25 protein-coding genes and 1 riboswitch are annotated in these 23,938 nt (G+C 64.6%); of the genes, 18 read left to right on the top strand and 7 right to left on the bottom strand.

The window, feature by feature from the left end:
• From MUB52_RS08030 to MUB52_RS08020, 3 genes are read left to right on the top strand one after another with little or no spacing between them, the layout of a single operon-like run.
• On the top strand, positions 1 to 732 hold the full coding sequence (locus MUB52_RS08030; RefSeq protein ID WP_263843692.1) for a 5-oxoprolinase subunit B family protein: 732 nt from the start codon (positions 1 to 3) through the stop codon (positions 730 to 732).
• Positions 729 to 1,763 carry a 5-oxoprolinase subunit C family protein gene (locus MUB52_RS08025; protein ID WP_263843691.1) on the top strand — a complete coding sequence of 345 codons (1,035 nt, stop codon included), beginning with the start codon at positions 729 to 731 and terminating at the stop codon, positions 1,761 to 1,763. Before MUB52_RS08030 ends, MUB52_RS08025 begins: the two co-directional genes overlap by 4 nt.
• On the top strand, positions 1,760 to 2,530 hold the full coding sequence (locus tag MUB52_RS08020; RefSeq protein ID WP_263843690.1) for a LamB/YcsF family protein: 771 nt from the start codon (positions 1,760 to 1,762) through the stop codon (positions 2,528 to 2,530). The genes MUB52_RS08025 and MUB52_RS08020 overlap by 4 nt, the downstream gene beginning before the upstream one ends.
• On the opposite strand, the gene MUB52_RS08015 is transcribed toward MUB52_RS08020, so the two are convergent.
• Positions 2,527 to 4,068 carry an ankyrin repeat domain-containing protein gene (locus tag MUB52_RS08015; RefSeq protein WP_263843689.1) on the bottom strand — a complete coding sequence of 514 codons (1,542 nt, stop codon included), beginning with the start codon at positions 4,066 to 4,068 and terminating at the stop codon, positions 2,527 to 2,529. The genes MUB52_RS08020 and MUB52_RS08015 overlap by 4 nt on opposite strands.
• A gap of 270 nt (positions 4,069 to 4,338) precedes the next feature.
• Between MUB52_RS08015 and MUB52_RS08010 the strand changes: the two genes are divergently transcribed.
• Entirely contained in the window at positions 4,339 to 4,707 is a 369-nt protein-coding gene (locus MUB52_RS08010) for a chorismate mutase (protein ID WP_263843688.1), read from the top strand.
• Here the strand turns inward: MUB52_RS08010 and MUB52_RS08005 are convergent.
• Genes MUB52_RS08005 through MUB52_RS07990 form a run of 4 tightly spaced genes read right to left on the bottom strand, consistent with a single transcriptional unit; the run spans position 4,644 to position 7,840 of the window.
• Positions 4,644 to 4,925: a hypothetical protein gene (locus MUB52_RS08005; protein ID WP_263843687.1), complete on the bottom strand. Its 282-nt coding sequence runs from the start codon at positions 4,923 to 4,925 to the stop codon at positions 4,644 to 4,646. The two genes, MUB52_RS08010 and MUB52_RS08005, sit on opposite strands and share 64 nt — an antisense overlap.
• A complete protein-coding gene (locus MUB52_RS08000; protein ID WP_318527408.1) occupies positions 4,915 to 5,961 on the bottom strand; it encodes a hypothetical protein in 1,047 nt (348 codons plus the stop codon). Before MUB52_RS08000 ends, MUB52_RS08005 begins: the two co-directional genes overlap by 11 nt.
• Positions 5,958 to 6,356, bottom strand: a complete 399-nt coding sequence (locus MUB52_RS07995) for a hypothetical protein (RefSeq protein ID WP_263843686.1) — start codon at positions 6,354 to 6,356, stop codon at positions 5,958 to 5,960. Before MUB52_RS07995 ends, MUB52_RS08000 begins: the two co-directional genes overlap by 4 nt.
• On the bottom strand, positions 6,353 to 7,840 hold the full coding sequence (locus tag MUB52_RS07990) for an FAD-binding oxidoreductase (protein WP_263843685.1): 1,488 nt from the start codon (positions 7,838 to 7,840) through the stop codon (positions 6,353 to 6,355). Before MUB52_RS07990 ends, MUB52_RS07995 begins: the two co-directional genes overlap by 4 nt.
• Positions 7,841 to 8,110: 270 nt before the next feature.
• On the opposite strand from MUB52_RS07990, the gene MUB52_RS07985 reads away from it, so the two are divergent.
• The 5 genes from MUB52_RS07985 to MUB52_RS07965 all read left to right on the top strand — a co-directional run bounded on the left by MUB52_RS07985 (position 8,111) and on the right by MUB52_RS07965 (position 11,582).
• Entirely contained in the window at positions 8,111 to 8,500 is a 390-nt protein-coding gene (locus tag MUB52_RS07985) for a GFA family protein (protein ID WP_263843684.1), read from the top strand.
• A gap of 133 nt (positions 8,501 to 8,633) precedes the next feature.
• Positions 8,634 to 8,927: a ribbon-helix-helix domain-containing protein gene (locus tag MUB52_RS07980; protein WP_263843683.1), complete on the top strand. Its 294-nt coding sequence runs from the start codon at positions 8,634 to 8,636 to the stop codon at positions 8,925 to 8,927.
• A 98-nt stretch (positions 8,928 to 9,025) separates the two neighbouring features.
• On the top strand, positions 9,026 to 9,421 hold the full coding sequence (locus MUB52_RS07975; protein ID WP_263843682.1) for a VOC family protein: 396 nt from the start codon (positions 9,026 to 9,028) through the stop codon (positions 9,419 to 9,421).
• A gap of 42 nt (positions 9,422 to 9,463) precedes the next feature.
• Entirely contained in the window at positions 9,464 to 9,988 is a 525-nt protein-coding gene (locus MUB52_RS07970) for a twin-arginine translocation signal domain-containing protein (protein ID WP_263843681.1), read from the top strand.
• 25 nt (positions 9,989 to 10,013) lie between these two features.
• Positions 10,014 to 11,582 (top strand): GMC family oxidoreductase, encoded by a 1,569-nt coding sequence (locus MUB52_RS07965; protein WP_263843680.1) that lies wholly within the window; start codon positions 10,014 to 10,016, stop codon positions 11,580 to 11,582.
• A gap of 40 nt (positions 11,583 to 11,622) precedes the next feature.
• Here the strand turns inward: MUB52_RS07965 and MUB52_RS07960 are convergent, their stop codons facing one another.
• Positions 11,623 to 12,363 carry a helix-turn-helix domain-containing protein gene (locus MUB52_RS07960; RefSeq protein ID WP_263843679.1) on the bottom strand — a complete coding sequence of 247 codons (741 nt, stop codon included), beginning with the start codon at positions 12,361 to 12,363 and terminating at the stop codon, positions 11,623 to 11,625.
• 310 nt (positions 12,364 to 12,673) lie between these two features.
• On the opposite strand from MUB52_RS07960, the gene MUB52_RS07955 reads away from it, so the two are divergent.
• On the top strand, positions 12,674 to 13,435 hold the full coding sequence (locus MUB52_RS07955) for an alpha/beta fold hydrolase (RefSeq protein WP_263843678.1): 762 nt from the start codon (positions 12,674 to 12,676) through the stop codon (positions 13,433 to 13,435).
• Positions 13,436 to 13,489: 54 nt separating this feature from the next.
• Here the strand turns inward: MUB52_RS07955 and MUB52_RS07950 are convergent, their stop codons facing one another.
• Entirely contained in the window at positions 13,490 to 14,494 is a 1,005-nt protein-coding gene (locus tag MUB52_RS07950) for a LacI family DNA-binding transcriptional regulator (RefSeq protein WP_263843677.1), read from the bottom strand.
• 303 nt (positions 14,495 to 14,797) lie between these two features.
• Between MUB52_RS07950 and MUB52_RS07945 the strand changes: the two genes are divergently transcribed.
• The 8 genes from MUB52_RS07945 to MUB52_RS07910 all read left to right on the top strand — a co-directional run bounded on the left by MUB52_RS07945 (position 14,798) and on the right by MUB52_RS07910 (position 23,627).
• A complete protein-coding gene (locus MUB52_RS07945) occupies positions 14,798 to 16,066 on the top strand; it encodes an ABC transporter substrate-binding protein (RefSeq protein WP_263843676.1) in 1,269 nt (422 codons plus the stop codon).
• Positions 16,067 to 16,163: 97 nt separating this feature from the next.
• Entirely contained in the window at positions 16,164 to 17,009 is an 846-nt protein-coding gene (locus MUB52_RS07940; RefSeq protein WP_263843675.1) for a carbohydrate ABC transporter permease, read from the top strand.
• Positions 17,006 to 17,845 carry a carbohydrate ABC transporter permease gene (locus MUB52_RS07935; protein ID WP_263843674.1) on the top strand — a complete coding sequence of 280 codons (840 nt, stop codon included), beginning with the start codon at positions 17,006 to 17,008 and terminating at the stop codon, positions 17,843 to 17,845. The genes MUB52_RS07940 and MUB52_RS07935 overlap by 4 nt, the downstream gene beginning before the upstream one ends.
• Before the next feature lie 34 nt (positions 17,846 to 17,879).
• On the top strand, positions 17,880 to 18,923 hold the full coding sequence (locus tag MUB52_RS07930; protein ID WP_263843673.1) for an ABC transporter ATP-binding protein: 1,044 nt from the start codon (positions 17,880 to 17,882) through the stop codon (positions 18,921 to 18,923).
• A 9-nt stretch (positions 18,924 to 18,932) separates the two neighbouring features.
• Complete coding sequence (locus MUB52_RS07925; protein WP_263843672.1) at positions 18,933 to 20,210, top strand: amylo-alpha-1,6-glucosidase; 1,278 nt, start codon at positions 18,933 to 18,935, stop codon at positions 20,208 to 20,210.
• The gene (locus MUB52_RS07920; protein WP_263843671.1) at positions 20,207 to 20,893 is read left to right on the top strand and encodes a D-lyxose/D-mannose family sugar isomerase; all 687 of its coding nucleotides are present in this window, start codon (positions 20,207 to 20,209) and stop codon (positions 20,891 to 20,893) included. Before MUB52_RS07925 ends, MUB52_RS07920 begins: the two co-directional genes overlap by 4 nt.
• A gap of 170 nt (positions 20,894 to 21,063) precedes the next feature.
• Complete coding sequence (locus MUB52_RS07915; protein ID WP_263843670.1) at positions 21,064 to 23,019, top strand: bifunctional 2',3'-cyclic-nucleotide 2'-phosphodiesterase/3'-nucleotidase; 1,956 nt, start codon at positions 21,064 to 21,066, stop codon at positions 23,017 to 23,019.
• Positions 23,020 to 23,144: 125 nt separating this feature from the next.
• The gene (locus MUB52_RS07910) at positions 23,145 to 23,627 is read left to right on the top strand and encodes a DUF1993 domain-containing protein (RefSeq protein ID WP_263843669.1); all 483 of its coding nucleotides are present in this window, start codon (positions 23,145 to 23,147) and stop codon (positions 23,625 to 23,627) included.
• Positions 23,628 to 23,791: 164 nt separating this feature from the next.
• Positions 23,792 to 23,897: riboswitch (guanidine-I (ykkC/yxkD leader) on the top strand.
• The last annotated feature ends 41 nt before the right edge of the window (positions 23,898 to 23,938 follow it).

Genomic DNA, 23,938 nt, shown 5'->3' with positions numbered 1-23,938 from the left:
ATGAGCGGCACCCCCACTATCGCCCGCGTCGGCCTCACCGGCCTGCTGGTCAGCTTCGGCGACATCATGAGCGAGCCTGCCAACCGCGCCGCCCTCGCCTTCCGCGCCGCCGTCGAGGCCGAGGGTTGGCCGGAGGTGAGCGAGACCATGATGACGCTGGTCTCGGTCTTCGTCGCCGTCGATCTGGTGACCGTGCCCGCCGAAGCGGTGGAAGAGCGGTTGCGTGCGCTGCTGGCGGAAGAAGACTGGTTCGCAGCCCCCCTGCCCGCAGGACGCACACTCTGGCATGTGCCCACGGTCTATGGCACCGATCTCGCACCGCAGCTCGAAGAGGCAGCCGGGATTGCGGGGCTTGACCCGGACGAGGCGATCCGCCAGCTCTCGACCGCGCGGATGAGGGTGCTGACACTCGGCTTTGCGCCTGGGCAGCCTTACCTGGGTGAGCTGCCTGCGGTCTGGGACATCCCGCGCCAGCAGGGCCTCACCAAAAGCGTGCCGGCGGGTGCGCTGGTGGTTGCGATCCGGCAGCTCATCATCTTCACCGGGCCGACGCCCACGGGCTGGCGGCACGTGGGCCAGACGGCCTTTCGCAATTTCAACCAACGGGCCAAGATGCCCTTCGCGCTCTCTCCCGGCGATGAGTTGATCTTTCCGGCCATCGAGCGCGCCGCGTTCGACAGGCTGACGGCGACCGAGAGCTATGGCGCAGCGGACCGCGAGGCGATTGCATGAGCGGCACGCTGCATGTCATAAACGCGGGTCCGGCGCTGAGCCTCCAGGATCGCGGGCGCACGGGTTACCTCGCGAAAGGGCTGACCCGTGGGGGGGCGGTAGACCAGCTGGCGCTCTGTGAAGGTGCGGCGCTGCTTGGGCAGTCACCCGATTGCGCCGCCATCGAGATGATGGGGATGGGCGGCACCTTCGAAGCAGATGCCGACACGGTCATTGCGCTGACCGGCGCGGAGATGACCGCGACGCTCGACGGCGCACCGCTGATCTGGAACGCGAGCCATGCGCTGCCCGCAGGCGCGAAGCTGGTGATCGGCGGTGTGCGCAGTGGAACCTACGGCTATCTCCACGTGGCTGGCGGGGTCGACACCGCGCTTGAGATGGGCGCGCGCTCCGCCCATCTGACCGCAGGGATCGGCGCGGTTCTGACGGCCGGCGACGCCCTGCCGATCCCGTCAGCGGCGGCCCGATCCGGCCAGCACCTGACCCCCGACGATCGCTTGAGCGGTGGGGTCATCCGGATGATCCCCTCCTTCCAGTCAGAGCTGTTCTCCCCCGAGACCCGTGCCCGGTTCCGCACTACCCAGTTCCGGCGCGACCCCCGCGCGAACCGCCAGGGCGTGCGGCTGGACATGCCAGGTGAGGGCTTCGTTGCGGAGGGCGGGCTCAGCATCGTGTCGGAGATCATCACCACGGGCGATATCCAGATCACTGGCGACGGTGCGCCCTACGTGCTGATGTGCGAAAGTCAGACCACCGGCGGGTATCCCCGCATCGGCACGGTGATCCCCGCCGATCTGCCCAAGGTCGCGCAGGCCCCCGCCGGGGTCGAGCTGTGCTTCGAGCTGATTTCGCTGGATGCGGCCATCGCCATCGAGACCCGCGCACGTGCCGAGGTCAAGGCGCTGCCGTCGCGCATCGCACCTCTGGTGCGCGACCCGCATGACATCGCCGATCTGCTGGGCTACCAACTGGTCAGCGGTGCGGTCTCTGCCACCGCCGACCCCTTTGCCACAAAAGGAGAACAGCCATGACCCGCGTCGACCTGAACGCCGATATGGGCGAGAGTTTTGGGCCTTGGGTGATGGGGGATGATGCAGCACTTCTGCAGACCGTGACCTCGGCCAATATCGCCTGCGGGGCACACGCGGGCGATCCCTCGGTGATGGCGCGGACGATGCGCATTGCCATGGAGAACGGGGTCGGGCTCGGCGCGCACCCCGGCTTTGCCGATCTGCAGGGCTTTGGGCGGCGGCGGCTGAACATCCCCAGGGCGGAACTGCAGGACCTGATCCGCTATCAGGTCGCAGCGTCCGTTGGGGTCGCCCGCGCGCTGGGAGGCCGCGTGCGCCATCTGAAATTGCATGGAGCGCTGGCCAATATGGCCTCCGAGGACGAGGCGCTGGCCCGCGACTGCTACGAGGCGGCGCTCTCGGTCGACCCCGAGCTCATCGTGATGGTGCTCTGTGCCACAGCGCAGGAAGAGGCGGTGCGCGCGCTCGGCTGCGCCTTCGCAGGCGAGATCTTCGCCGACCGCGCCTACAACGATGACGCCACGCTGGTCGACCGCAGCCTCGAGGGCGCGGTGATCCATGATCCGGAGCTTGCGGGCCAGCGCATGGTCGACATGGTGCGGGCCGGTGCGATCCTGACTGCCTCGGGCAAGCGGATCGAGACGAGTATCGATACAATCTGCCTGCACGGGGACACGCCCACCGCGGTCCAGATTGCGCGGTCCGTGCGCGGCGCGCTGGAGAAGGCGGGCGTGACAGTCACCCAATTCGAGGGGCGGCGGGGCTAGACCGGACCTCCGTCAACCACTTGATCCGGGTGGCGCTCTGCCCACTCGGCCAGCAGCTCACCAAGCTCCGGGACACCGGCCAGATCCGGCGCACGGCGCGGCAACGGCACGCCGGCCTCCAGCGCCAGGGTCAGACAGGCGGCGTGATCCCGCTCGGCGCGCTGCGGGCAATTCTCCGAGCCGTGCAGAATGGTCGAGAGTAAGGTGCCGCCATAGCTGTTCTGATGCTCCAGATCGGCCCCCATGGACATGAAGTAACTCATGACCTCCGGAAGCCCCTCCCAACCCGCAACCTGCACCGGCGTGAGCCCTTCTGTATCCGGCTGGTCAAAAGGCACGCCGAGGTCCACGAGGCGCTGGATGTGATCGAGCTTGCCTGGCAGGTGCAGGATCATGCGGATGATGTTCAGATATGGCTCCGGCATGTCAGCGGGGTCAAGCCAGGCCCCACCGGTGTCCCCGCCCGCGGCCGCAGCGGCCAGCAGCTCTTCCACCGGGCTGAGCGCGGGCGGCGCTGTCCGGGCCTCGATGGCCCGTGTCAGCGCCTCATTGCCGAAGACCCGCGCATAGGCATAGGCCGTCGCACCGTCGAAGACCTCCAAAGGATCAGCGCCCGCGTCCAGCAACACCGCAATCATCTCCGGCCCGCACATGCGCCGCGCCGCCTGATGCAACGCCGGGATCACCCACGGAGGTTCGCCGCCCACATGCGCCCCGTTGAACTCACTGGGGTTTGCGCCGGCGGCGATCAGCATCCTAACCGCTTCCACATCCTCGAAGTCCATCGCCCGCAAAAGTGCATTCGTACCCGCCGGATCCGCACCGTGGTCGAGCAACATCCGCAGCCCTTCGTGATGCCCCAGCTCAGTCGCGTGATAGAGTGACTCGCCGTCGTTCGGGTCGGCGCCCCTCTCCAGCAACCAGCGCCCCAGCGCCATATTGTTCGCATGGCCAATGGCACCATAAAGCGCCGAGAGCCTGTGTTCATTGCCCGGCGCTACTGGCATCGAGTCATTCACACTGGCACCATGGGCGACCAGAAGTTCGGCGATGGCGATCATCTGCGGCGCCAGCTCGCGGCGCTCGTGGATATAGCGGGAGAATGCCAGGTGGCACATAGGCGTCCTCGGGCCGATCATGCGGGTCGCAGCGCCCGGGTCTCGTCCCAGAACCGCCTCCACCGCAGCAAGATCGTAGAGCGCCACTTGCAAGCCAAAGAGCCCCTGCGCAAGATCCGGCGTCTCGGACAGCAGCCGCCGGATCACCGGCCCCTGGCCTTGGAAGACCGCGATCTTCAACCGCTGCTGCCGCGCGGCGCGGTCGAGCCCCTGCAGCTCGGCCGCCAGCTTCAGCGCGGGCCAGCTTTCGAACTGCGCTTCGCGGGCGATCACGTGCAGGAAATCGGCGTGTTTCAGCGCCACCCCATCGGGCCGCGGCGGATAGTTGGCGACACGCTGTCCGGCATAAGTTTCCCCGGCCTCATAGGCCTTGCGGAGCGCCTTTGCATCGCGGCGCAGCTGATCGAGAGATGTCATCATGGGTTTCCTCATGTCTGGCCCTGCGATCCGCTTGGTTGGGCATGAGAAACACCAAGGTGTCGGTCCTAGTCGGCAAAAGGGGTGCTGGTGACAGCTTTCCGCGGATCTGGGTGCCGCCCCTCGCGGCACACTAACCTTACCCTGCCGAACACCCCCTTGCCAAGCCGCGACACGCACGGACGCCATGTCGCAGAGCCGCCGCTTGTGGTGCGCCTCAACCAGGGGTTACAAGGCGGCACCGCTCTGAGCACCGGGGAAAGGACCCGCGCGATGACCCGAACGCCCCCACATCTCTGCGCTGACATGGCAGAGCTCCGCCCCCAGATCGACGAGATCGACGCCGCGCTGATCGATCTTCTGGTCGAGCGCAGCGGCTACATCGACCGCGCCGCCGAGATCAAGGCAACGGCGGGGCTGCCCGCATGCATCGCCGACCGGGTCGAAGAGGTGGTCGCCAATGTGCGCCGCCACGCCAGCGCCCGAGGCCTTGATCCGGATCTGACCGAACGGATCTGGCGACAGCTCATCGACTGGTCGATTGCGCGAGAAGAGGCCCGCCTCGGGACCGGGCCGGCTCAGGTCAGCGGCGCACAGCCTGCGAGCCCCGCGGGCAGCACCAGCAAAGCGCCTGCGCGGTAAAGCTGCTGCACGAGGTCGGCGCCGTCTCCCATCAGGACGGTGCCGAGAGCGGTCTGCTCTATGATGGACACGTGATCCGGCAGCGCCGCGGCAAAACCCGGCAGAGCCACGGGAACGAGGGCCGCCGGCGCGGACTGTGGCACCAGCATAACGGCAGCCAGCACCGCCACCCAGGCCCCGACAAGACAGGTGAGACCGAGGAGTGCCCTAGTAATCATGGATGTGCTCCACCCGGATGCCATCCTGCCGATACCGGCGCAGCCGCGCGCCGAGGTCCCGGACCTTGAGGCCCACGAGGTGGCGGTAATCGCCATAGCCTTGCCTGCGCATCGAACTTCGCGCGGCGTCGAATGTGGGGCTCTCGCTGATCACGGTCAGCATGATATCGTCATTCCCGGCGATTTCGATAAAGTTGACACCACGCGCCGCAAGGTCCTGCAAAAGGTACGTGAGCGCGCGGTAGCGGATGGTCTCGACCTCCAGCCCGGCGTCGCGGGCGGCGATGACCTCCAACCCCTCCTCGCCCTGCCCCGCATAGCCGGTGACGATCATGCGCAGGGTCAGCGCGTCGGCCCCGACCGTCTCCACTGCCGCCGCGATGACCTGCGCGTAGGCGGCCTTGGCCCGGTACTCCAGTCCAAGGGCCAGGCGCCGCTCGCGGTCGCGCAGCCTGTCGGTGGCGGCGGCTTCCAAAGCCTCGGCGTCGGCGGTGAAATCCCAGCGGTACCAGGGCACCTGCTGCAGGAAGCTGGCGTAGCTTCTCGCCTGCGCGGCAGAGAGATCATCGAGCGGCGCGCGCTCTGGCCCGCGCAGCGCGGCGACCACGCGGCCCAAACTCTCCTCATAAGCGGCCTTCAACAGCAACTCGGCGGTAAAGCTGACCCCGATCACATAGACCATCTGCTTGGTGTCTCTCGGCACGCCGCCGTGGGCGCTGGCGACACGGGTGACCTCACACAGCGTCGACCAGAAGCCGGCAATGCTGCGCAGAAAGCCGAAGTCATGCGGATCCCGGGTGGCAATCACCTGTGCGTAGTCGTCATAGGCATGAACGATATGCCACTCGGGGTAGGTGAGATACGTGCGGCTTTCGGCCCGGTGGTGTTCGGGCGCCAGGATCGCGTCATAGGGCTGAGGTGCAGCATCGCCCTGGCAGGTAAGCTCCGTATAGCCCACGGGCGCGAGCAGACCCATCACGCACAGCAGCAGCACCAAGAGGATGCGCCCCAGCCAGCGCCCGAAGGTCCGGATCACGCGCGTCTCAGTCCCGCCCAAAGCGCAAAGGCGCCAAGGGCCAGATGCGGCAGATTGGCCGCGAAGCGGACGAAGGTAAAGGACAACCCGGCAGAGGCATTCGTGAAGATGCCCAGATCGAGATACCCGTAACCGGTGAAGAAGCCGAAGATTCCGTCACCGAGGTAGAGCGCACCGAAGACGATCAGGAAGAACCGCGCTGTCGCATGCGAACGCAACCCCGAGAAGAGCGCCCAGAGCGCCGAGGCGACGTGCAGCGCGTCGTCGAAGATATCAAGCGCGAAGATTCCGAAGGCGAGGCCATCCTCATCGGTGAGCCCGGGGATATAGTTCAGCGAAGCCGCGGCCATCAGAACGACGAAATAGCCCAGGCAGATCTTTTGCAGGTGGCTCACAGGCGCTCCAGATAGCTGTCCCAGAGATTACTACGGAAAAGCAGGTCGGGGTCCAGCCTGCGTTTGGCCTGCGCAAACTCCGCCGCCCGCGGGTAGGCGGCCCGCATCTGGCCGACCGTGGGATGCGGACGGTAGGGCAGATAATAGCTGCCGCCGATCTCCGTGATCGCACCAACAAGCGCGCGGGTCATGCGCTGCATATCCGCCTCGGCGCGGGCGGTTTTTTCCTGGCTGAAGGACATCACGGCAGCGATGCGCGGCTCGGTTGCATAGCTCAGCCAGCTTGTCGCGTCGGTGTCGATGTAGCGCAGCGTGACGTTCAGAAACTCCTGATAAGAGGCGGGGATGATGTCGCGGCAGATCTGCAGGAACTCCGAAAACCGCGCGGGCGCGACAAAGTATTCATGCAGGATGTCCACGCGCCGCGGATTGCGGTCATCCAGCGTCACGACCGGCTCGTTGATCAGCGAATTGCGGGTGCTGGTCCCACCCCCGACCATTGGGCCGAGATCTGTCTCAAAGGCCCAGCGGAGCTTGCGCCCCGCCTCGCTGCCGAGCTGGGTGCGATAGACACGGCTGGCAAGCTGCGAAACCCAGCCGGATCCGGCGGCGGCGGGCAGGTCCGACTGGTCCGCGCTGGGGCGGTAGGTGACCATGAAGGCCTCTTCGAAGAAGGCGTCGTGATCGACGTTCAGCCGCCCGTAGGCCATGTTGACCCTCGGGTCGGTGACGGCTTTGACGAAAGCGTCGCCGAACGCCTCGGCCGGCATCTGTTCGAAAGAGGGATGGAGGCGCAGGTTGGGCTCGGCCGCCACCTCCATCGCGGTGATCGCGCCTGTCAGCCCGTAGCCGCCCATGCTCATGGCGAAGAGCTCGGCGTTTTCGGTGCGGCTGCACCGGACCAGCTCGCCATCGGGCAGCAGCAGCTCGATGGCACGGACCGTGGCGCCCATGGGTCCAAAGGGCACCGCCCAGCCATGGGCATTGACGCAGAAGGTCGCCGCGACCCCAAAGTCGTGGTTCGACTGCATCACCTGCGGCGAAAGCCCTGCAGGATCAAGCACAGCGATGACCTGCGACCAGCGCGCACCGGCGTGGGTGCGATAGGTTTGCACCGCGCTGTCGATCTCGACAAAGCCATTGTCGAAGGTGATCGCGTGACCGTCACGCGGGATCGCCTGTCCGCCCATGGAATGGCGCGCGGCCCCGATGTTCACCGGGCGCCCCGCTGCCCGCGCCTCGGCCATCTCGGCGCGCAACCGATCGACCAGGGCCGCTGTCGGATCTTCGCTCATCACGATGTGCTTGTGCACAGGCGTGGCGCTCAACTCGCTGGCGTCATTGAGCACAGTTTCCCCTGCAGGTGTCTCGGCGAGAATGCGCGGCGCGACGCGGGGGAGTTCGTTGTCGAACGTGCGGCTGGCGACTGCACCGATGACCGCGCCACCGCCCAAAAGCATCGCGCGTCTGCCAAATGTCTTCATCTCAAAATCTTTCTTCAGGTCGTCGGACCACCGGATATGGCTGCCAGAATATCCTCGAAACCGGCTTAGGTCTAAGAAGATCGAGAGGCGGTGTCAGGAAATCCGATGCAAGCGCGCCGGGCTCGGACCTGCGCGAGTCCCCGGCAAACGATCGCGTAGGGTGCAGGTTCCGGCGGTTTTGCGATCTTTTGGCTTTGCCGGTGGCACGAAGGCGGTATCTTGATGAGACCTGTGATGAGCAACCAACCGGCATGAGAGAGGAGCGCAGCCATGGCCAAACCCCGTATCTATCAAGGTGGCTGCCTTTGCGGGGCAGTCCGGTTCGAAGCCACCGGTCCGATCCCGAAGCCGCACACCTGTTCCTGCCGCATGTGCCAGCGCCATAGCGGCGCGCTGACTGCGGTCTGGGTGGAGCTGCCCGCCAACCGCGTGCGCTGGACCGGCACAGCAGGTGCGCCCGCGACCTACCGCTCGTCCGCGGCCTCTTCGCGCGCGTTCTGCTCTGCTTGCGGCAGCAGCCTCGGCGCGATTGACGACGACCCGGTTGTGGCCCTGCTGCTCGGCGCCTTCGACAAGGCGCATTACAAGGAATTCGCGCCCGCCGCGCATTCCTACGTCACCCCGCGCCCGAAGTGGTGGAAGGTGCATATCGCGGATTGAGGCCCGCGACCAATGGAGGACTCAACATAACGCCGAGCGCCTCATATACTCGCTTTCAGAACAAAAAACGCGGCGTGCGGCGAGCTCGCATCATGGGCGGACCCGTATCGGCGTCGCGGGGGAGGACACGACCATGTGCAAGATTTTTGCCAGCCAAGACCCGAGCCGATACGAGCTGCAGACCCGGCGGCTCCGCTTGAACGGGCAAAGCACCAGCATCCGGCTCGAGAACAGCTTCTGGCGCATTCTCGACGAGATTGCGGAGATGAACGAGATGTCGACCCCGGCTTTCATCTCGACCCTGCACAGCGAGGTGCTTGAACAGCGGGGGGAGCCGAAGAACTTTTCTTCGCTGCTGCGCTGCGCCTGCCTTGTGTTCCTGGACCGCAAGACCGACCGGGATGTAACGCATCTCGCCGCGGAGTAGACCGCCCGCGAAATCCGACGACGTAGTAGCCCGCTACTACCCGTACCCCGCCCCCGGTGCTTTGCTGAGAGAAACAGCAAGACATCAGGGAGGTCGCCTTGGCCAAAGCCATTCACAGCATGATTCGCGTGATCGACGAGGAGAAGTCGGTCGCCTTCTATCGCGAGGCCTTTGGGCTGGAGGTCGCGGACCGGCTCGATTTCACCGATTTCACGCTTGTGTACCTGTCAAACGCCGAAACCGCGTTCGAGGTGGAACTGACCGTCAACAAGGGCCGGACAGAGCCCTATGATCTGGGCGATGGCTACGGGCATCTGGCGGTCTCGGTCGAGAACCTCGAGGCCGAACACGCGCGATTCGAGGCCGCTGGCCTCGCCCCCCGCAAAATTGTCGAATTTGCCCCCGACGGACAGCTCGTGGGCAAGTTCTTTTTCGTCGCCGACCCGGATGGCTACCAGATCGAGGTTCTGGAGCGCAGCGGGCGGTTTCTCTGAGCGCATGCGCTCATCACGTTCATGACCGAGGGAGGAGACTCGATGAACATTCAAAGCAAGCCAAGGGCGATGACCCGGCGCCAGCTGCTGAAAAACAGCGCGGCGGCGGGCAGCGCATTCGTGGTCGGCGCAGGCTATCTCGCCGGCGCCGATGCCGCCTGGGCCACGGAAACCAGCGCGCTGGAGCCGCGCACCATGGCCACGCTGGTGCAAATGGCGCGGGACATCTACCCGCATGACCGGGTCAGCGACGAATACTATGTCGTGGCCGTGAAGGGCTATGACACGCCCGAGGCCGCCGAAGAGATCGAGGTCGGGATCGCCATGCTCGACGGTGCGGCGCGCGGCAAGGGCCATGGCAGCTATCTCGACATCGGCTGGGAGCGGGAGCGCGTGGATGTCCTGCGCCAGATCGAAGCCAGCCCCTTCTTCCAGAAGATACGCGGCGGGCTGGTCACCGGTCTCTACAACCAGAAAGCGGTCTGGCCGATCTTTGGCTATGAGGGCGAGTCCTTCAGCCAGGGCGGCTATCTCGACCGCGGTTTTGACGACATCACCTGGCTTTGAGCCATAGCCTTGGAGGAGAGAGATTATGGCTGCACCTTTTGAATTGAGCGACGACTCGGTCGTTGTTGTCATCGGCACGGGCGCAGGCGGCGGCGTGCTGGCAAATGAACTGGCCCAGAAGGGCGTGAGCGTCGTGGCACTTGAAGCGGGCGGGCGTTATCTGCCCGAAGACTATGTGAACGACGAGTGGGAGGCCTTTGGGCAACTGTCCTGGCTTGATGCGCGCACGACGTCCGGCGACTGGCGCGTGGCGAAAGACTTCTCAGGTCTGCCCGCATGGATCGTGAAGGCAGTGGGCGGCACAACCACCCATTGGGCGGGCGCCTCGCTGCGCTTCCAGCCGCACGAGTGGAAGGCGGCGACGGAATACGGTCCCGTACAGGGCGCGAGCCTGCTCGACTGGCCCATCGACGCCGAGGAGATGGACCCGTGGTACGATCTGGCGGAGAAAAAGCTGAACGTCACGCGCACCCATGGCAACGAAGGGCTGCCCGGCAACAACAATTACAAGGTGTTCGAGGCGGGCGCGAAGGCGCTGGGGTATGAGCAGGTGCACACTGGCCGCATGGCGATCAACAGCGCCGATGGCGACCGGCAGATGTGCCAGCAGACGGGCTTCTGCTTTCAGGGCTGCAAGTGGGGTGCCAAGTGGTCCGCCGCTTACACGGACATCCCGCAAGGCGAGGCGACCGGCAATCTGGAGGTGCGCGAGCGCGCCCATGTGCTACGCATCGAGCATAGCGACGACGGCCTCGTGAACGGCGTCGTCTACGCGGATGCGGACGGCAATGAGCACAAGCAGATGGCGCGCGTTGTCTGTGTGGCGGGCAACTCCTTCGAGAGCCCCCGGTTGCTGCTGAACTCCGCCACGTCCATGTATCCAGAAGGGCTGGCCAACAGCTCCGGTCAGGTGGGGCGCAACTATATGCGGCACCTCACGGGCTCGGTCTACGCGGTGTTCGACAAGCCGGTAAAGATGTGGCGCGGCACGACCATGGCGGGGATCATTCAGGATGAATCCCGGCATGATCCGTCGCGCGGCTTTGTCGGTGGCTATGAGCTCGAAACGCTGAGCCTTGGGTTGCCCTTCATGGCCGCTTTCCTGGATCCGGGGGCTTGGGGACGCGAGTTCACCAGCGCGCTCGATCAGTACGAGAACATGGCCGGCATGTGGATCGTCGGTGAGGACATGCCGCAGGAGACCAACCGCGTCACGCTCAACCACGACGTCAAAGACCAATACGGGATGCCGGTAGCGAACGTGCATTACAGCGACCACCCGAACGACCGGGCGATGCGCGATCATGCGTTCCAGCAGGGGGCGGCGGTCTATGACGCGGTGGGGGCCACGCGCACCTTCCCGACACCGCCCTACCCGTCGACGCACAACCTCGGCACCAACCGGATGTCGGAGAATGCGCGCGACGGCGTGGTGAACAAATGGGGCCAGACCCATGACATCAAGAACCTGTTCGTCTCGGATGGCTCGCAGTTCACCACAGGGGCTGCGGAAAACCCGACGCTGACGATCGTGGCACTCGCGATCCGGCAGGCCGACCACCTGGCGCGGGAGCTTGCAGCGCAGTCGCTGTGAGAAGACACGAAGGAGGGCGCCTGCGGCGCCTTCCCACCCCTTAGGCCAGGCTGGGCGGCGCGGCGCCATCGGCTGTCTTGAACTCTGATGGTGTGCAGCCTGTTCTGGCCTTGAAGGCGGTGTCGAACGACGAGCGCGAGTTGAATCCGACCTCGTAGGCGATCTCGAGGACGGTCTTGTCGCTCTGCAGCAGAAGCGGGATCGCCTCGTTCACACGCAGCCCGTTCACGAAATCGAAGAACGACTGACCCATGTGCACGTTCAAGGTCTGGGACAAACGGTTGGTCGACACGCCGAGCCGCTGGGCGAGAGCTGTGAGCGTGACGTTCGGATCACGATGGAGCTGGTCCTGCTGCATTGCACGCAGCAGCTTGGCCCGAATGCATTCCGCCCGGTCGAAGGTGAGGGCGCTCTTTTCGTATTTCGCCGCGTCTCCATCGACGGCCTCGAAAGGCGCACCCGGCATCGGGGGCACAGCCACAGGCGCACGCAAGCCCCAGAGCACCAAGACCAGCACGATGGCCAGGACGAAGAGACTGTCGAACCGCGCCGTCGCGAAGCCGGGCAGGCTGAAGTGCAGCATGATCTCGCGCTGGGGCCGCACGGCATCTTCCGGCCGAAGAACGCGCCGCAGATAAAGCAGGAACAACGGCGCGACGAAGTAATTGGCCGCGAAACTCATAATGGCGATGGTGTCTTCCGGGATCTCGGGGAGGCCGATCAGCGCGACGGCGAGGACCGGTGCAATCTCGCTGAGCGCGAGTGTGGCGAAGAAGGACATCAGAAGCCAGCGCGCCGTCCGTCGCTTGTGCGGGTGACGCAAAGAAGTGCTGCCGCGCAGGCAACAGAGAATGCGGCGATATCGGTGGCCGCCAAAAGAAGTTCTGTCTCAAAATGCATTGCGAAGTGCCCATCCTGCTACCACATGACATCCGGTGTACAGACAGCACGCGCGACCTCGCAAGATCGTTGCGGCGACCTGCGCGTCCGGGCCGTTTGGCCCGGACACATCGCTCTGGGGCGGCGCGTGTCAGCCGCGGGCGATGGGCGATATCTTGGAACGAAACGGGCACACGAGTGGGACAGCAGGCATGGCGCGACCAGATGATTTCGGGGCATCAGAGGGTCAGCCCGCCGGGGACCAGCGTGGCGATCCGCTGGTCCACCGCCCAAGTCTTTGGATACATGGCGCCGGGCTGTCCGGCAGCACCTGGCAAGAGATGACGCAGCATCTGCCCCTGGCGCGGACACCGGACCTGCCCGGCCATGGTGCGGCACCCTTCTGCACGCCCCCGCGGGTCGAGGGGTTTGCCGGGGCGCTGTTGCCCGATGTCCCCCACGGCTCTGTCCTGATCGGACATTCCCTCGGGGGGATGGTTGCCTTGGAGCTGACAGCCCGTGCGCCGGGACGTACGGCTGCGCTGATCCTCATCGAGGCGATCCCCACCCTGCGCGACCGTATGCTTCGGCTCTGGTCGGCCCGCGTGACGGCGCGACTGCTCACAAGCCTGCCGCCGCGCATGATCGCGTGGCTCTCCGGCTTTGGGCAATCAGATGCCGCAAAAACCGAAGTACGCGCACAGCTGGCGCGTCACCCTCGAAAAAGCCTCTCGGCGGCGCTGGAGGCGGCACTTGCCTATGACGGCCGACCGCATCTCGCGGCCATCGAGGTGCCAACGCTGGTTGTGACCGGGCGCAACAATCGCGCCACCCACCGTGGTGCTGCGATGATGGCCGCTCAAATCCCCGGCGCGGAGGACGTTATGCTTCCGGGCGGGCATATGTTGCACTGCGACAATCCCGAGGGCCTGCGGCACGCCATCGACGACTTCCTGCACCGACGGCTGGGCTGACCGCAGCCGCGCAGGATCGAATGCGGGGCCTGTTTCAAGCTGTGACCCGTGCGGTCAGACCGGGCCGGTGGTTTCGCGCAAAACGAGCTCGGCCGAGACCTCGGAGATCGACGCGGGGCCTTCCGGCTCCGACAGCCGCTCAAGCAGAACCCGGGCGAGACGTCGGCCCAGCTGATAGGGCGACACGGCCATGGTCGTGAGCGGCGGCGTTGCCACCGCAGCGTCCGGGATATCGTCGAAGCCGATGACGGAAATCTCTCGGCCCGGCTGCAACCCCATCCGCCTTATGCCGTGGCAGGCCCCAAGGGCCACGATGTCGCCGTTGCACACCACCGCCGTGGTCTTCGGATGTGCCGCGCGCAGTGCCATCATCGCCTGCATGCCCGCCTGCTTGATGTCGTTCGAATCCCAGATCACCGGCGCTCCGAGCCCGCGCGCGGCCATGACGCTCTGGTAACCGGCGATCCGCTCGCGCCGCACGGCCGTCAGCACTTCGCCCCCCAGATAGGCGATGTGCCGGTGCCCGAGATCGGCCAGGTAGGTCGTCGCCTGAGCGGTTGCCTCGGCGTTGCGTATGCCCACGTGATCGAAGCTGCTCGCGTCCGGGCGGCGCAGAAAGGTCACTGTCGGGATGCGATGCGCCGCGAGAAGTTCGAAGATCTCCTGCGGTGTCTGCTCGGCCGGAACCCACAGCAAGCCGCCGCGCCCGTTGCGGATGAAGGCATCGATGTGACGACCCTGGCGTTCGGGATCGTCTCGGGCATCGAGCACCGACACCAGATACCCCTCGGCCTCGAGCAGATCGCTGACGCCGCTGATCACCTCGGCGTTGAACGGGTTGGAAATCTTGTTGATCACGAAGCCGATTTCACGGTTCTGCCCCGACCGCATCGAGGCGGCGCGGTTGTCGGGCACATAGTGCAGCTTTTGCGCGGCCTTCAGCACCTTACTGCGGGTCTTTTCCGAGATTCGCCCCGCCCCACGCATCACCTGGCTGGCGGTCGCAATGGACACGCCGGCCTCCCGCGCCACGGTTTCGAGTTTCGGTTTCCCCGCCATTTTTCGCTCGATTTGATAAAACGATATATCGGGATACTTCCACTCAAAAGCCGTAGAATCAACGTTTTTCGGAGATTTCCTGCTGATTTTCCTGTGCAAAGCCGTCATATGGACAAAAAATCGTTGACAAGAGGTATAACGTTATATCAACATGAGCCATCGCGATCCGGACCGCCGCAAAAGTCGTCCGGGCGGTTCGATACCGCGCGAAGACCGGTGCCGCTGCGCATCTGTCGATTTCGCGAGGAGCTGCGCGCACAAACCGCGGAGCAGGGAGAGAGACAACGCAAGGGGGAGGAAAAAATGACCCTTCGATTGAAGATTGCGGGCGCCGTGTCGGGGCTGGCGGTGCTGACGACCGTGACCGCTGCCCAGGCCGATGTTCTGTTCTGGTCGACACAGGCCAAACCGGTGGAAGAGGCCCAGGCGATGCGCGAACAGGTGCTCGCCGGCGCGGGCGACACCGTTGATTATCAACCCAATGATGCCGGCCCCTGGCTCACCCGTCTGAACGCTGAGCTGCAGGCGGGGTCTGGCTCGATTGGCGTGCTTGGCGCGCTCCATGGTGATTTCTCGGCAATGGACCCCGAGAGCCTCGTCGATCTCGACGTTCTCGGCGTCAGCGCCTCCAGCGATACGTTCAACAGCCTCGCCCAATTGGGCACCGACAAGCCGCAGTACATTCCGTGGATGCAGGCCAGCTACATCATGGCCGCCAACAAACAGGCGCTGGAGTATCTGCCTGAAGGCGCGGATATCGACGCGCTGACCTATGACCAGCTGATTGAATGGGCCGCAAATGTGCACGAAGGCACGGGCTCGCCCAAGTTCGGCTTCCCTGCGGGACCGAAGGGGCTGAAGCACCGGTTCTTCCAGGGTTACCTCTATCCCTCCTACACAAATGGCGTGGTGCGGACCTTCGCCTCACCCGAGGCGGTGACGGCCTGGGAAAAATTCGCCGAGTTGTGGGAGCACACCAATCCCGCCTCCACCAACTTCTCCTTCCTGCAGGAGCAGCTGCTGTCGGGGGACGCCTGGATCGTCTTTGACCACACCTCGCGTCTGGCGCAGGCCTTCAACGAGCGGCCCGATGACTTCGTGGCCTTCCCGGCACCTGCCGGACCCAAGGGGCGCGGGTTCATGCCTGTGATCGCGGGCATTGCGATTCCAAAGACGGCTCCTGACATGGATGCGGCCAAAGACCTGGTGAAGTATATGATGGCGCCCGAGACGCAGATCGCGACCTTGCGCGCCACGAGCTTCTTCCCTGTTGTGGACGTCGAGCTGCCGGATGATCTGCCGCCGTCCGTACAGGCGGCAGGCGCTGCCGTCGCTAAGATGAGCAGCGCGCCGGATGCAAACCCCGGGCTGCTGCCGGCGGGCCTTGGCGACAAGGGCGGCGACTTCAACCGTATCTTTGTTGACACCTTCGAGCGGATCATTCTCGCGCGACAGCCGATTGAGGCCGTGCTGGAAGACCAAAAGACGCGTCTTGCTGCGATCATGGAAGAGACGGGCGCGCCCTGCTGGGCCCCTGATGCGCCCTCCGAAGGCGCCTGCCCAGTCGAATAACCGCGCAGGCCCCGTCCGGGCCTGCCCTCCCGGGCCCGGACACCATCCCATCTGAAAACGCATTTGTGGCGCGGATGCGCCAGTCAGGAGTGTCGTGATGAACGCCCGGATCCTTCCGTACGTCCTGATCCTTCCGGTCACGCTGTTTTTGTGCCTGTTCTTCCTCTATCCCTTCGTTCTGGTCTCGAAGCAGGCCTTCAGCACGGGTGCGGGCTTCACGCTCGATAACTTCCGCGAGGTCGTCTCTTACTGGAAGTTCCCGATTTCGATGCAGAACACGCTGCTGCTCGCCGCCGCTGTTGTGCCCGTGCAACTGGCGCTGGCGCTGCTCATGGCCACGATGGTCAACAAGATGCAAAAGGGCCGCGACATCGTGCTCTACATCTGGACCATCCCGCTGGGCATCTCCGATCTCGCCGCTGGCATCATCTGGCTGGCGATCTTCGAACAATCGGGCTTTCTCAACTCGATGATGAGTGGGCTGGGGATTGTCGATCAGCCGGTCAACTTCCTGTCCTACCAGCATCCCGGTGTCGTCTTCCTTGCCATTGCACTGGCCGAGATCTGGCGGGCGACCGCGATCATGCTGGTGATCCTCGTGGCAGGTATCGGGCTCATTCCCAAGGAATACTACGAGGCCGCTGAGGTCTTCGGCGCTTCGCCCTGGAAGCGCTTCACCCGCATCACCCTGCCGATGCTGCGGCCCTCGCTGCAAACGGCGCTGGTCCTGCGCGTGATCCTCGCCTTCGAGATCTTCGCGGTGGTCGCGGCCCTTGGCGGCACGCTCTTCCCGGTCCTCATGGGTGAGACTTACGCCTATCAGTTCGACCTGCTGAACAGCGGGGCGGCAGCGGCGATGGCGCTGATCATCCTCGGCATCTCCATTGCCTTCACCCTCGTCATCCTGCGCGTCCTGCGCGTCCCGAAAGGAGCAACGATATGACCGATGCGACTGCAAGTGACGTCGCCCCGGACACGCGAGCAACGGGGCGGACCCTCTATATCGCCTCGGTTGTCTTCCTCTGCGCCTGGGTGATCGTGCCGATCTACTTCCTGCTGATCAACACGCTCTCATCGCCCGAGACTGTGAACAGCTTCCCCAAGCCGTTCTGGCCAGAGTTCGACCTGGGCAGCCTGACCTTCTTTGCGGGCTTTGCGGGGATGCTGACGGCGCTGAAGAATTCGGTGATTGTGGCGGCGATGACGATGGTGATGTCGATCGTCATCGGCGCGCCTGCGGGTTATGCGCTCTCGCGCTTCGAGTTTCCCGGCAAGGGGCTCTTCCGGCTCTTGATCCTGCTCACACGGGCCTTTCCACTGCCGCTTCTGGCGCTGCCGCTCGCTGTGATGTTCATCCAGACGGGGCTCGATGATACGGCCTTTGGTCTTGCATTGGTCCATACAACGCTGGCCATCCCTTTCGCGGTGCTGATCACCTTCTCGCTCTTCTCCGGCATCCCGATGGAGCTGGAAGAGGCGGCCTGGACGCTGGGTTGCACGCGGCTCACCGCCTTCACCAAGGTCGTTCTGCCGCTGATCCTGCCAGGTATCACGGCGTCGGCGATCTTCGCCTTCGTGATCTCGTGGAACGAGGTCTTCGCCGCCGCCGTGCTGACCATCGAGAACCGGACGCTCACCGCGTTCTTGCTGCAGAACCTCGACACCTCGCCGCTGCATCTGAAGTTCGCCGGTGGCTTCATCCTCGTTGTGCCCGCGCTGATCTTCATCTTCGCGGTGCGCAAGTACCTCTTTGCCATGTGGGGCATCGCCAATCGCTGAAGGCGGTCGGCGACTAGAAAAGGGAACCAGAGATATGGCTCGTATTGAAATCAAGAACGTCGCAAAGACATTTGGCGCCTATCAGGCGCTGCATGACATCAACCTGACCATCGAGGATCAGGAGTTCATGGTGCTGCTCGGCGCCTCGGGCTGCGGCAAATCCACCCTGCTGCGCATCATCGCGGGGCTCGAGACGGCCACCACCGGCGAGGTCTGGATTGGCGGGCGGCGCATCGACAATCTCTCGCCCAAGGATCGCGGCATCTCGATGGTGTTTCAGAACTATGCCGTCTTCCCGCATCTGTCCGTATTCGAGAACATCGGCTTCGGACTGCGCATGCAGAAGCTGCCAAATGACGAGGTGACGCGCCGGGTCGAACGCACGGCGGGGCTGATGCACATCGAGCAGTTGCTCAAGCGCTATTCCGGCGAGCTCTCGGGCGGACAGCGGCAGCGGGTCGCCGTCGCGCGCGCGCTGGCGATGGAACCGGATGTGATCCTGATGGACGAGCCGCTCTCGAACCTTGACGCGCTCCTGCGCATGGAGATGCGGGCAGAGCTGAAAGGCGTGCTGGCCGAAAGCAAGACGACAGCGATCTACGTGACCCACGATCAGGTGGAGGCGATGAGCATGGCGGATCGCATCAGCGTGATGCATCAGGGCGAGATCGTGCAGGCCGCCTCGCCCATCGAAGTCTATCGCAACCCGTCGGCGGAGTTTGTTGCAGGCTTTATCGGCAACCCGCCGATGAACTTCCTGCCCGCCAAGCCTGCGGACAGCGGCAAATGGGCTGTCGCCGGTCAGATGATGGATGGTCCGGGTGGGGGCTCCGCGTCGCTGAAGTTCGCGATCCGGCCGGAAGACCTGCGCCTGGCCGACACCGGGTTCAAGGCGGTGGCGAAGGTGGTGGAGCCCCTGGGCGCGCATCTTCTGGTGACATGTGAAGTGGACGGGCAACTTTTCCGCGCGGTGCTCGACAGTGACCTCAAGGTCAAACCGGGGGAGGTGCTGACGCTGACGCCACAGCCCGACCGGGTGCGCTGGTTCGACCCGCAGACCACACTCGCCGTCGCGTAAGGAGGCACCATGACTGACGATCTGATCGAGCAGGCCAAGGCGATTCTGCGGCGCAATGACCGGGGCGGCTACACGGTGCCGACCCACGGTCTCTACCCCTTCCAGTGGAACTGGGACAGCTGCCTGAGCGCGCTGGGGTTTTCGCATTTCGACGAAGAGCGCGCGTGGACCGAAATCGACACGCTCTTCGCCAATCAGTGGCCCGATGGAATGGTGCCACATATCGTCTTCCATGAAGAGGACGACGGATATTTTCCCGGGCCGGACGTCTGGCGCACCGGGCGGCCCGTGCCCACCTCGGGCATCACGCAACCGCCCGTGGCGGGCTTTGCCGTCCGACGGTTGGTGGACCGGGCACGTGACCCGGAGCTCGCCGCTGACCGCGCCCGCGCACTGCTGCCGAAAATCCATGCATGGCACGAGTGGTTCTACCGCTGCCGCGACCCGCAGGGCACGGGGCTGGTTGCGATCATCCACCCCTGGGAATCCGGGCGCGACAACTCCGTCGATTGGGACGATGTGTTCGAGCGCGTGCCGACCGACGGGGTCGAGCCCTTCAGCCGCCGCGACATACAGCACGCCAACCCCTCTCACCGCCCCACGCAGGCGCAGTACGAGCGCTACATCTGGCTGGTGCAACGGTTCCGCAGCCTTGGCTGGGACAACACGAAACTGCATGATGCCTCTCCGTTCCAGGTGGTCGACCCCGGCTTCAATGCAATCCTGATCCGGTCCTGCAGCGACCTTGCGGACCTGGCGGAGCGGTTTGAGCTGGGCGAAATCGCCGCGCAGGCCCGCGCATTCGCCGAACGTGGTGTCGCGGCGATGGAGGCGCTGTGGAGTGACGCGATGGGTCAGTACCTTTGTCAGGACCGCACAACCGGGAAGCTCATCCAGAGCCCCTCGATCGCCGGGTTACTGGCTGGCTTTGCGGAACTCCCTTCGCCCCGCGCCGCCGCCATCGCCAAGCGGCTCACTCTGCTGGGAGAGCAGGTGGACTATCTGGTGCCCAGCCACGACCCCAGTCAGCCCGCCTTCGACAGCCTGCGATACTGGCGGGGGCCGGTCTGGCTGATCGTGAACTACATGATAGCGGATGGTCTGACCCGCAGCGGTCAGGCATCGGTCGCTCAGCGCATCATCGCAGACAGCCTGCGCCTGATTGAACAGAGCGGCTTTGCCGAGTACTACGATCCTCACACGGCCGAGCCCTGTGGTGGGGATCAATTCACCTGGACAGCGGCGATCGTGATCGAATTGCTTAGCCAGGAACTCACACCCGCATGAAACGCTCGCGCATCAACGATATCATGGCAGAAGCGGACGAGATGATCCGCGCGCACGGGTTTGTGCTGCCGCCCTTTGCCTATTGGACGCCCGATGCGTTCAAGGCGCGGCGGCAGGACGCCGCGGCGGTGATCGAGGCGCGCTGTGGCTGGGACATCACCGACTACGGCGCAGACCGGTATGACGAGATGGGCCTCTTCCTCTTCACCCTGCGCAACGGGCGTCTGGCGGACCTGCAGCGCGGCGGCGGCATGTGCTATGCGGAAAAGCTGCTGATCTCGAAGCAGGATCAGCTCAGCCCGATGCACACCCATGGGATCAAGGCCGAAGACATCATCAACCGCGGCGGGGCCACCCTGGTGATCGAGCTCTATGGCTCGGATGACGCAGGCCGGTTTGCGGAAGATCGCGGTGGCACGGTGTGGTGCGACGGGCTGCGCCGCGACTTCGGGCCCGGCGAAAAGATCAAGCTCGCCCCCGGTGAAAGTGTCACGCTGATGCCGGGTGACTGGCACGCCTTCTGGGGAGAGGGCGGCGACGTGCTGATCGGCGAGGTCTCCACCGTGAACGATGATGAGACCGACAACATCTTCCGTGAGCCCATAGGCCGCTTTGCCGAGGTCGAAGAGGATGTCGCTCCCACGCATCTTCTGGTGAGCGACTATAGAAACTGGTTGATGTAGCCCCGGGGGGCCAAGCGGCTCGACCTCAGAGGCGCGTTCCTGCCGGGGTCGCGACCGGCGAAGAGGCGCCGACGCTGCGCGTGACCCGCAAAACGGGAGGCTGGCGCCACGATACAGGCCGGTTACACTCGATCTCGATTCCGCCCGACGACAGACCCAAAGGACCGATCATGTCGATATCCCTCAGCCGCCGCGGCTTTCTTGCCGGCACCGCAGGCTTCATCGCGCTGCACCCGTTCTCTGCCAATGCCGCTGCCGGTCAGGCACATTTGCGCATCATGGAGACCACCGACCTGCATGTGCACGTGTTTCCCTACGATTACTACAGCGACAAACCCGTCGATACCGTCGGTCTGGCGCGCACGGCCGCGCTGATCCAGGACATTCGCAACGAAGCCTCAAACGCGCTGCTGATCGACAATGGCGACTTCCTCCAGGGCAACCCGATGGGCGACTACATCGCGTACGAGCGCGGGATGAAAGAGGGCGACATGCACCCGATCATCCAGGCGATGAACACGCTTGGCTTCGATGCATCCACGCTCGGCAATCACGAATTCAACTACGGGCTCGACTTCCTGATGAAGTCTCTCGCGGGCGCCAACTTCCCGGTGGTCTGCGCGAATGTGGCGCTGGAACTGGGCAGCGACCCGACCCAGGACAAGACGCTGATCCCGCCTTACGTGATCCTCGACCACACGGTCACGGATGGCGCGGGCACAGAGCACCCGATCAAGGTCGGGTTGATCGGCTTCGTGCCGCCGCAGATCATGACCTGGGACCGTCGGCACTTGGACGGCAAGGTGCAGGCGCGCGACATCCTGGAGAGCGCGCAAGCCTACCTGCCCCAGATGAAGGAAGCGGGCGCCGATATCATCGTCGTGCTGTCGCATTCCGGCATCGGCTCGCCAAATGCGACCGAAGGCATGGAAAACGCGGCTGTGCCGCTGGCGGGTCTGGAGGGCGTGGACGCGATCCTCACCGGGCACAGCCACCTCGTCTTCCCCTCGCCCGAGTACGACGGCTTTGCGGGCGTCGATGTAGGCGCCGGGACCGTGATGGGCACGCCGGCCACGATGGGCGGCTTCTGGGGCAGCCACATGGGGCTCATCGACCTGCTGATCGAGAAGGATGGCAACGAATGGCGTGTCGTCTCGGCCACCTCCGAAGCGCGGCCGATCTCGAAGCGCAACGAAGACCGCAGCGTGACCGCGCTGGTCGAGAGCGACGAGACAGTCCTCGCCTCGGTACAGACCGACCATGACGAGACGCTCACTTACGTCCGCCGCGCGGTGGGCAAGACCGATGCGCCGCTGCACAGCTATTTCGCGCTGGTCGCCGACGACCCCTCGGTACAGATCGTCTCCATCGCGCAGCTCTGGTACATTGAGCAGATGCTGAAGGGCACCGAGCATGAAGGGCTGCCCATCCTCTCGGCGGCGGCCCCCTTCAAGGCTGGGGGCCGTGGCGGGCCAGAGTATTTTACCGACGTGCCCGCAGGCGATGTGGCGATCAAGAACGTGGCGGACCTCTATCTTTATCCCAACACGGCGCGCGCTGTGCGCATCACCGGGCAACAGGTCAAGGACTGGCTGGAGCGGTCGGCCGGCATCTTCAACCGGGTCAGCCCAGGCGCGCTGGATGCGATGCTGATCAACCCCTCGTTCCCGAGCTACAACTTCGACGTGATCGACGGGGTCGCGTATCAGATCGACCTCTCGCAGCCCTCGAAGTACGACCCGAAGGGTGAGCTTCTGGACGCCTCGGCCAATCGCATCGTGAACCTGACCTATAACGGCGCGCCGCTGGACTTGGACGCGGAGTTCATCGTGGCCACCAACAACTACCGTGCCGGCGGCGGCGGCAACTTCCCCGGAGCGACGCCGGAAACCGTGATCTTCGAAGGACCGGACACCAACCGGGACGTGATCGTGCGCTACATCGTCGAGCAAGGCACGATCAGCCCGCGCGCGGACAGCAACTGGTCCTTCGCGCCGATGGAGGGCACAACGGTGCTCTTCGATACCGGACCCGCCGCCAAAGCCTATCTCGACCAGGTGAATGCAGAGATCGAGCCCGCGGGCGACGGCCCGGATGGCTTTGCGCGGTTCCGTATCTCACTCTGAGCGGAATGGCGCGCCTGTCAGGCAGCATCGGCTGCCTGACGCCGTGGCCGTTCTATGCCGTTGTCGGAGAGCAGCAATCGTGAGAGATTGGAGCCTCCGATTGGCCGCCACACGACAGGTTGCAGATGCCAGCCGATTTCGCCGCGCCCGCGCTGCGCACCCTTCAGCACTATCTGGACCGCTGTGTGCATCTGCTGCAGCGGATCGGCGGCGCCGCAAATCCTGAAGACATGTTGAGCACGCAGCTTGCGCCCGACAGCTTCGACACCGGCACCCATCTCGCCATCGCGATCCAATTCGCTGCGCGCGCGGCAGGCCCGCCTGCCGGTGTGCATGTGCCCGAGATCCCTGACGTATTGAGCGTCCCAAGCCTTCTTGCCTATCAGCGCGACATCGCCGCGCTGGTCGGTCGGATCACGCCGGATCAGCTCTGCTATGTCGTGTCCCATACTGCCGGCGATGCGTCGCTTACGCAGGAGCCGGATGATTATGTTCTCCGCTTCGCGCTGCCGAATATGATATTTCACATGTCGATGGCCTATGCCGCTCTGCGTGTCGCCGGGCTCGATCTGGGCAAGGCGGATTTCGACGGGCTGCACGAATACTGACGGTCGACACGACCGGCGGAAGACGTCCGCGGATTCTCGGGTCAGTGGCAGACCGTCGCGTGACCCAGGACGATCTGCTCATTTTTTAGGCAGACAGCGCCGGGAACAACTCTGGGAGCCCAGTTTTCCATGGCGCGACCCGCCAAAGCGGACTTTGATCGAGAGTGCAGGATATCTAGGGTTCCGCTTCGCCGTGAAGGCCAGGTCCGAGAGATATCGCTGTCCGGCGACAGACCGGGCAGTACACGGCGGGGCAAAATCCCGGGAGGCTACTGCGCTGGTTTGACCCGCGCTCCGCTCATGCCCTCCAC

Origin of the sequence: Roseobacter sinensis (genome assembly GCF_025755255.1) — a bacterium.
Lineage (GTDB): Bacteria > Pseudomonadota > Alphaproteobacteria > Rhodobacterales > Rhodobacteraceae > Roseobacter > Roseobacter sinensis.
This window is presented reverse-complemented; position numbering and strand designations above follow the sequence as displayed.

Excerpts from the sequence above, each read along its gene's own strand:
- MUB52_RS08030 (WP_263843692.1), top strand. The coding sequence starts at position 1 with ATGAGCGGCACCCCCACTATCGCCCGCGTCGGCCTCACCGGCCTGCTG.
- MUB52_RS08025 (WP_263843691.1), top strand. The coding sequence starts at position 729 with ATGAGCGGCACGCTGCATGTCATAAACGCGGGTCCGGCGCTGAGCCTC.
- MUB52_RS08020 (WP_263843690.1), top strand. The coding sequence starts at position 1,760 with ATGACCCGCGTCGACCTGAACGCCGATATGGGCGAGAGTTTTGGGCCT.
- MUB52_RS08015 (WP_263843689.1), bottom strand. The coding sequence starts at position 4,068 with ATGATGACATCTCTCGATCAGCTGCGCCGCGATGCAAAGGCGCTCCGC.
- MUB52_RS08010 (WP_263843688.1), top strand. The coding sequence starts at position 4,339 with ATGACCCGAACGCCCCCACATCTCTGCGCTGACATGGCAGAGCTCCGC.
- MUB52_RS08005 (WP_263843687.1), bottom strand. The coding sequence starts at position 4,925 with ATGATTACTAGGGCACTCCTCGGTCTCACCTGTCTTGTCGGGGCCTGG.
- MUB52_RS07990 (WP_263843685.1), bottom strand. The coding sequence starts at position 7,840 with ATGAAGACATTTGGCAGACGCGCGATGCTTTTGGGCGGTGGCGCGGTC.
- MUB52_RS07985 (WP_263843684.1), top strand. The coding sequence starts at position 8,111 with ATGGCCAAACCCCGTATCTATCAAGGTGGCTGCCTTTGCGGGGCAGTC.
- MUB52_RS07980 (WP_263843683.1), top strand. The coding sequence starts at position 8,634 with ATGTGCAAGATTTTTGCCAGCCAAGACCCGAGCCGATACGAGCTGCAG.
- MUB52_RS07970 (WP_263843681.1), top strand. The coding sequence starts at position 9,464 with ATGAACATTCAAAGCAAGCCAAGGGCGATGACCCGGCGCCAGCTGCTG.
- MUB52_RS07965 (WP_263843680.1), top strand. The coding sequence starts at position 10,014 with ATGGCTGCACCTTTTGAATTGAGCGACGACTCGGTCGTTGTTGTCATC.
- MUB52_RS07960 (WP_263843679.1), bottom strand. The coding sequence starts at position 12,363 with ATGTCCTTCTTCGCCACACTCGCGCTCAGCGAGATTGCACCGGTCCTC.
- MUB52_RS07955 (WP_263843678.1), top strand. The coding sequence starts at position 12,674 with ATGGCGCGACCAGATGATTTCGGGGCATCAGAGGGTCAGCCCGCCGGG.
- MUB52_RS07950 (WP_263843677.1), bottom strand. The coding sequence starts at position 14,494 with ATGGCGGGGAAACCGAAACTCGAAACCGTGGCGCGGGAGGCCGGCGTG.
- MUB52_RS07945 (WP_263843676.1), top strand. The coding sequence starts at position 14,798 with ATGACCCTTCGATTGAAGATTGCGGGCGCCGTGTCGGGGCTGGCGGTG.
- MUB52_RS07940 (WP_263843675.1), top strand. The coding sequence starts at position 16,164 with ATGAACGCCCGGATCCTTCCGTACGTCCTGATCCTTCCGGTCACGCTG.
- MUB52_RS07935 (WP_263843674.1), top strand. The coding sequence starts at position 17,006 with ATGACCGATGCGACTGCAAGTGACGTCGCCCCGGACACGCGAGCAACG.
- MUB52_RS07930 (WP_263843673.1), top strand. The coding sequence starts at position 17,880 with ATGGCTCGTATTGAAATCAAGAACGTCGCAAAGACATTTGGCGCCTAT.
- MUB52_RS07925 (WP_263843672.1), top strand. The coding sequence starts at position 18,933 with ATGACTGACGATCTGATCGAGCAGGCCAAGGCGATTCTGCGGCGCAAT.
- MUB52_RS07920 (WP_263843671.1), top strand. The coding sequence starts at position 20,207 with ATGAAACGCTCGCGCATCAACGATATCATGGCAGAAGCGGACGAGATG.
- MUB52_RS07915 (WP_263843670.1), top strand. The coding sequence starts at position 21,064 with ATGTCGATATCCCTCAGCCGCCGCGGCTTTCTTGCCGGCACCGCAGGC.
- MUB52_RS07910 (WP_263843669.1), top strand. The coding sequence starts at position 23,145 with ATGCCAGCCGATTTCGCCGCGCCCGCGCTGCGCACCCTTCAGCACTAT.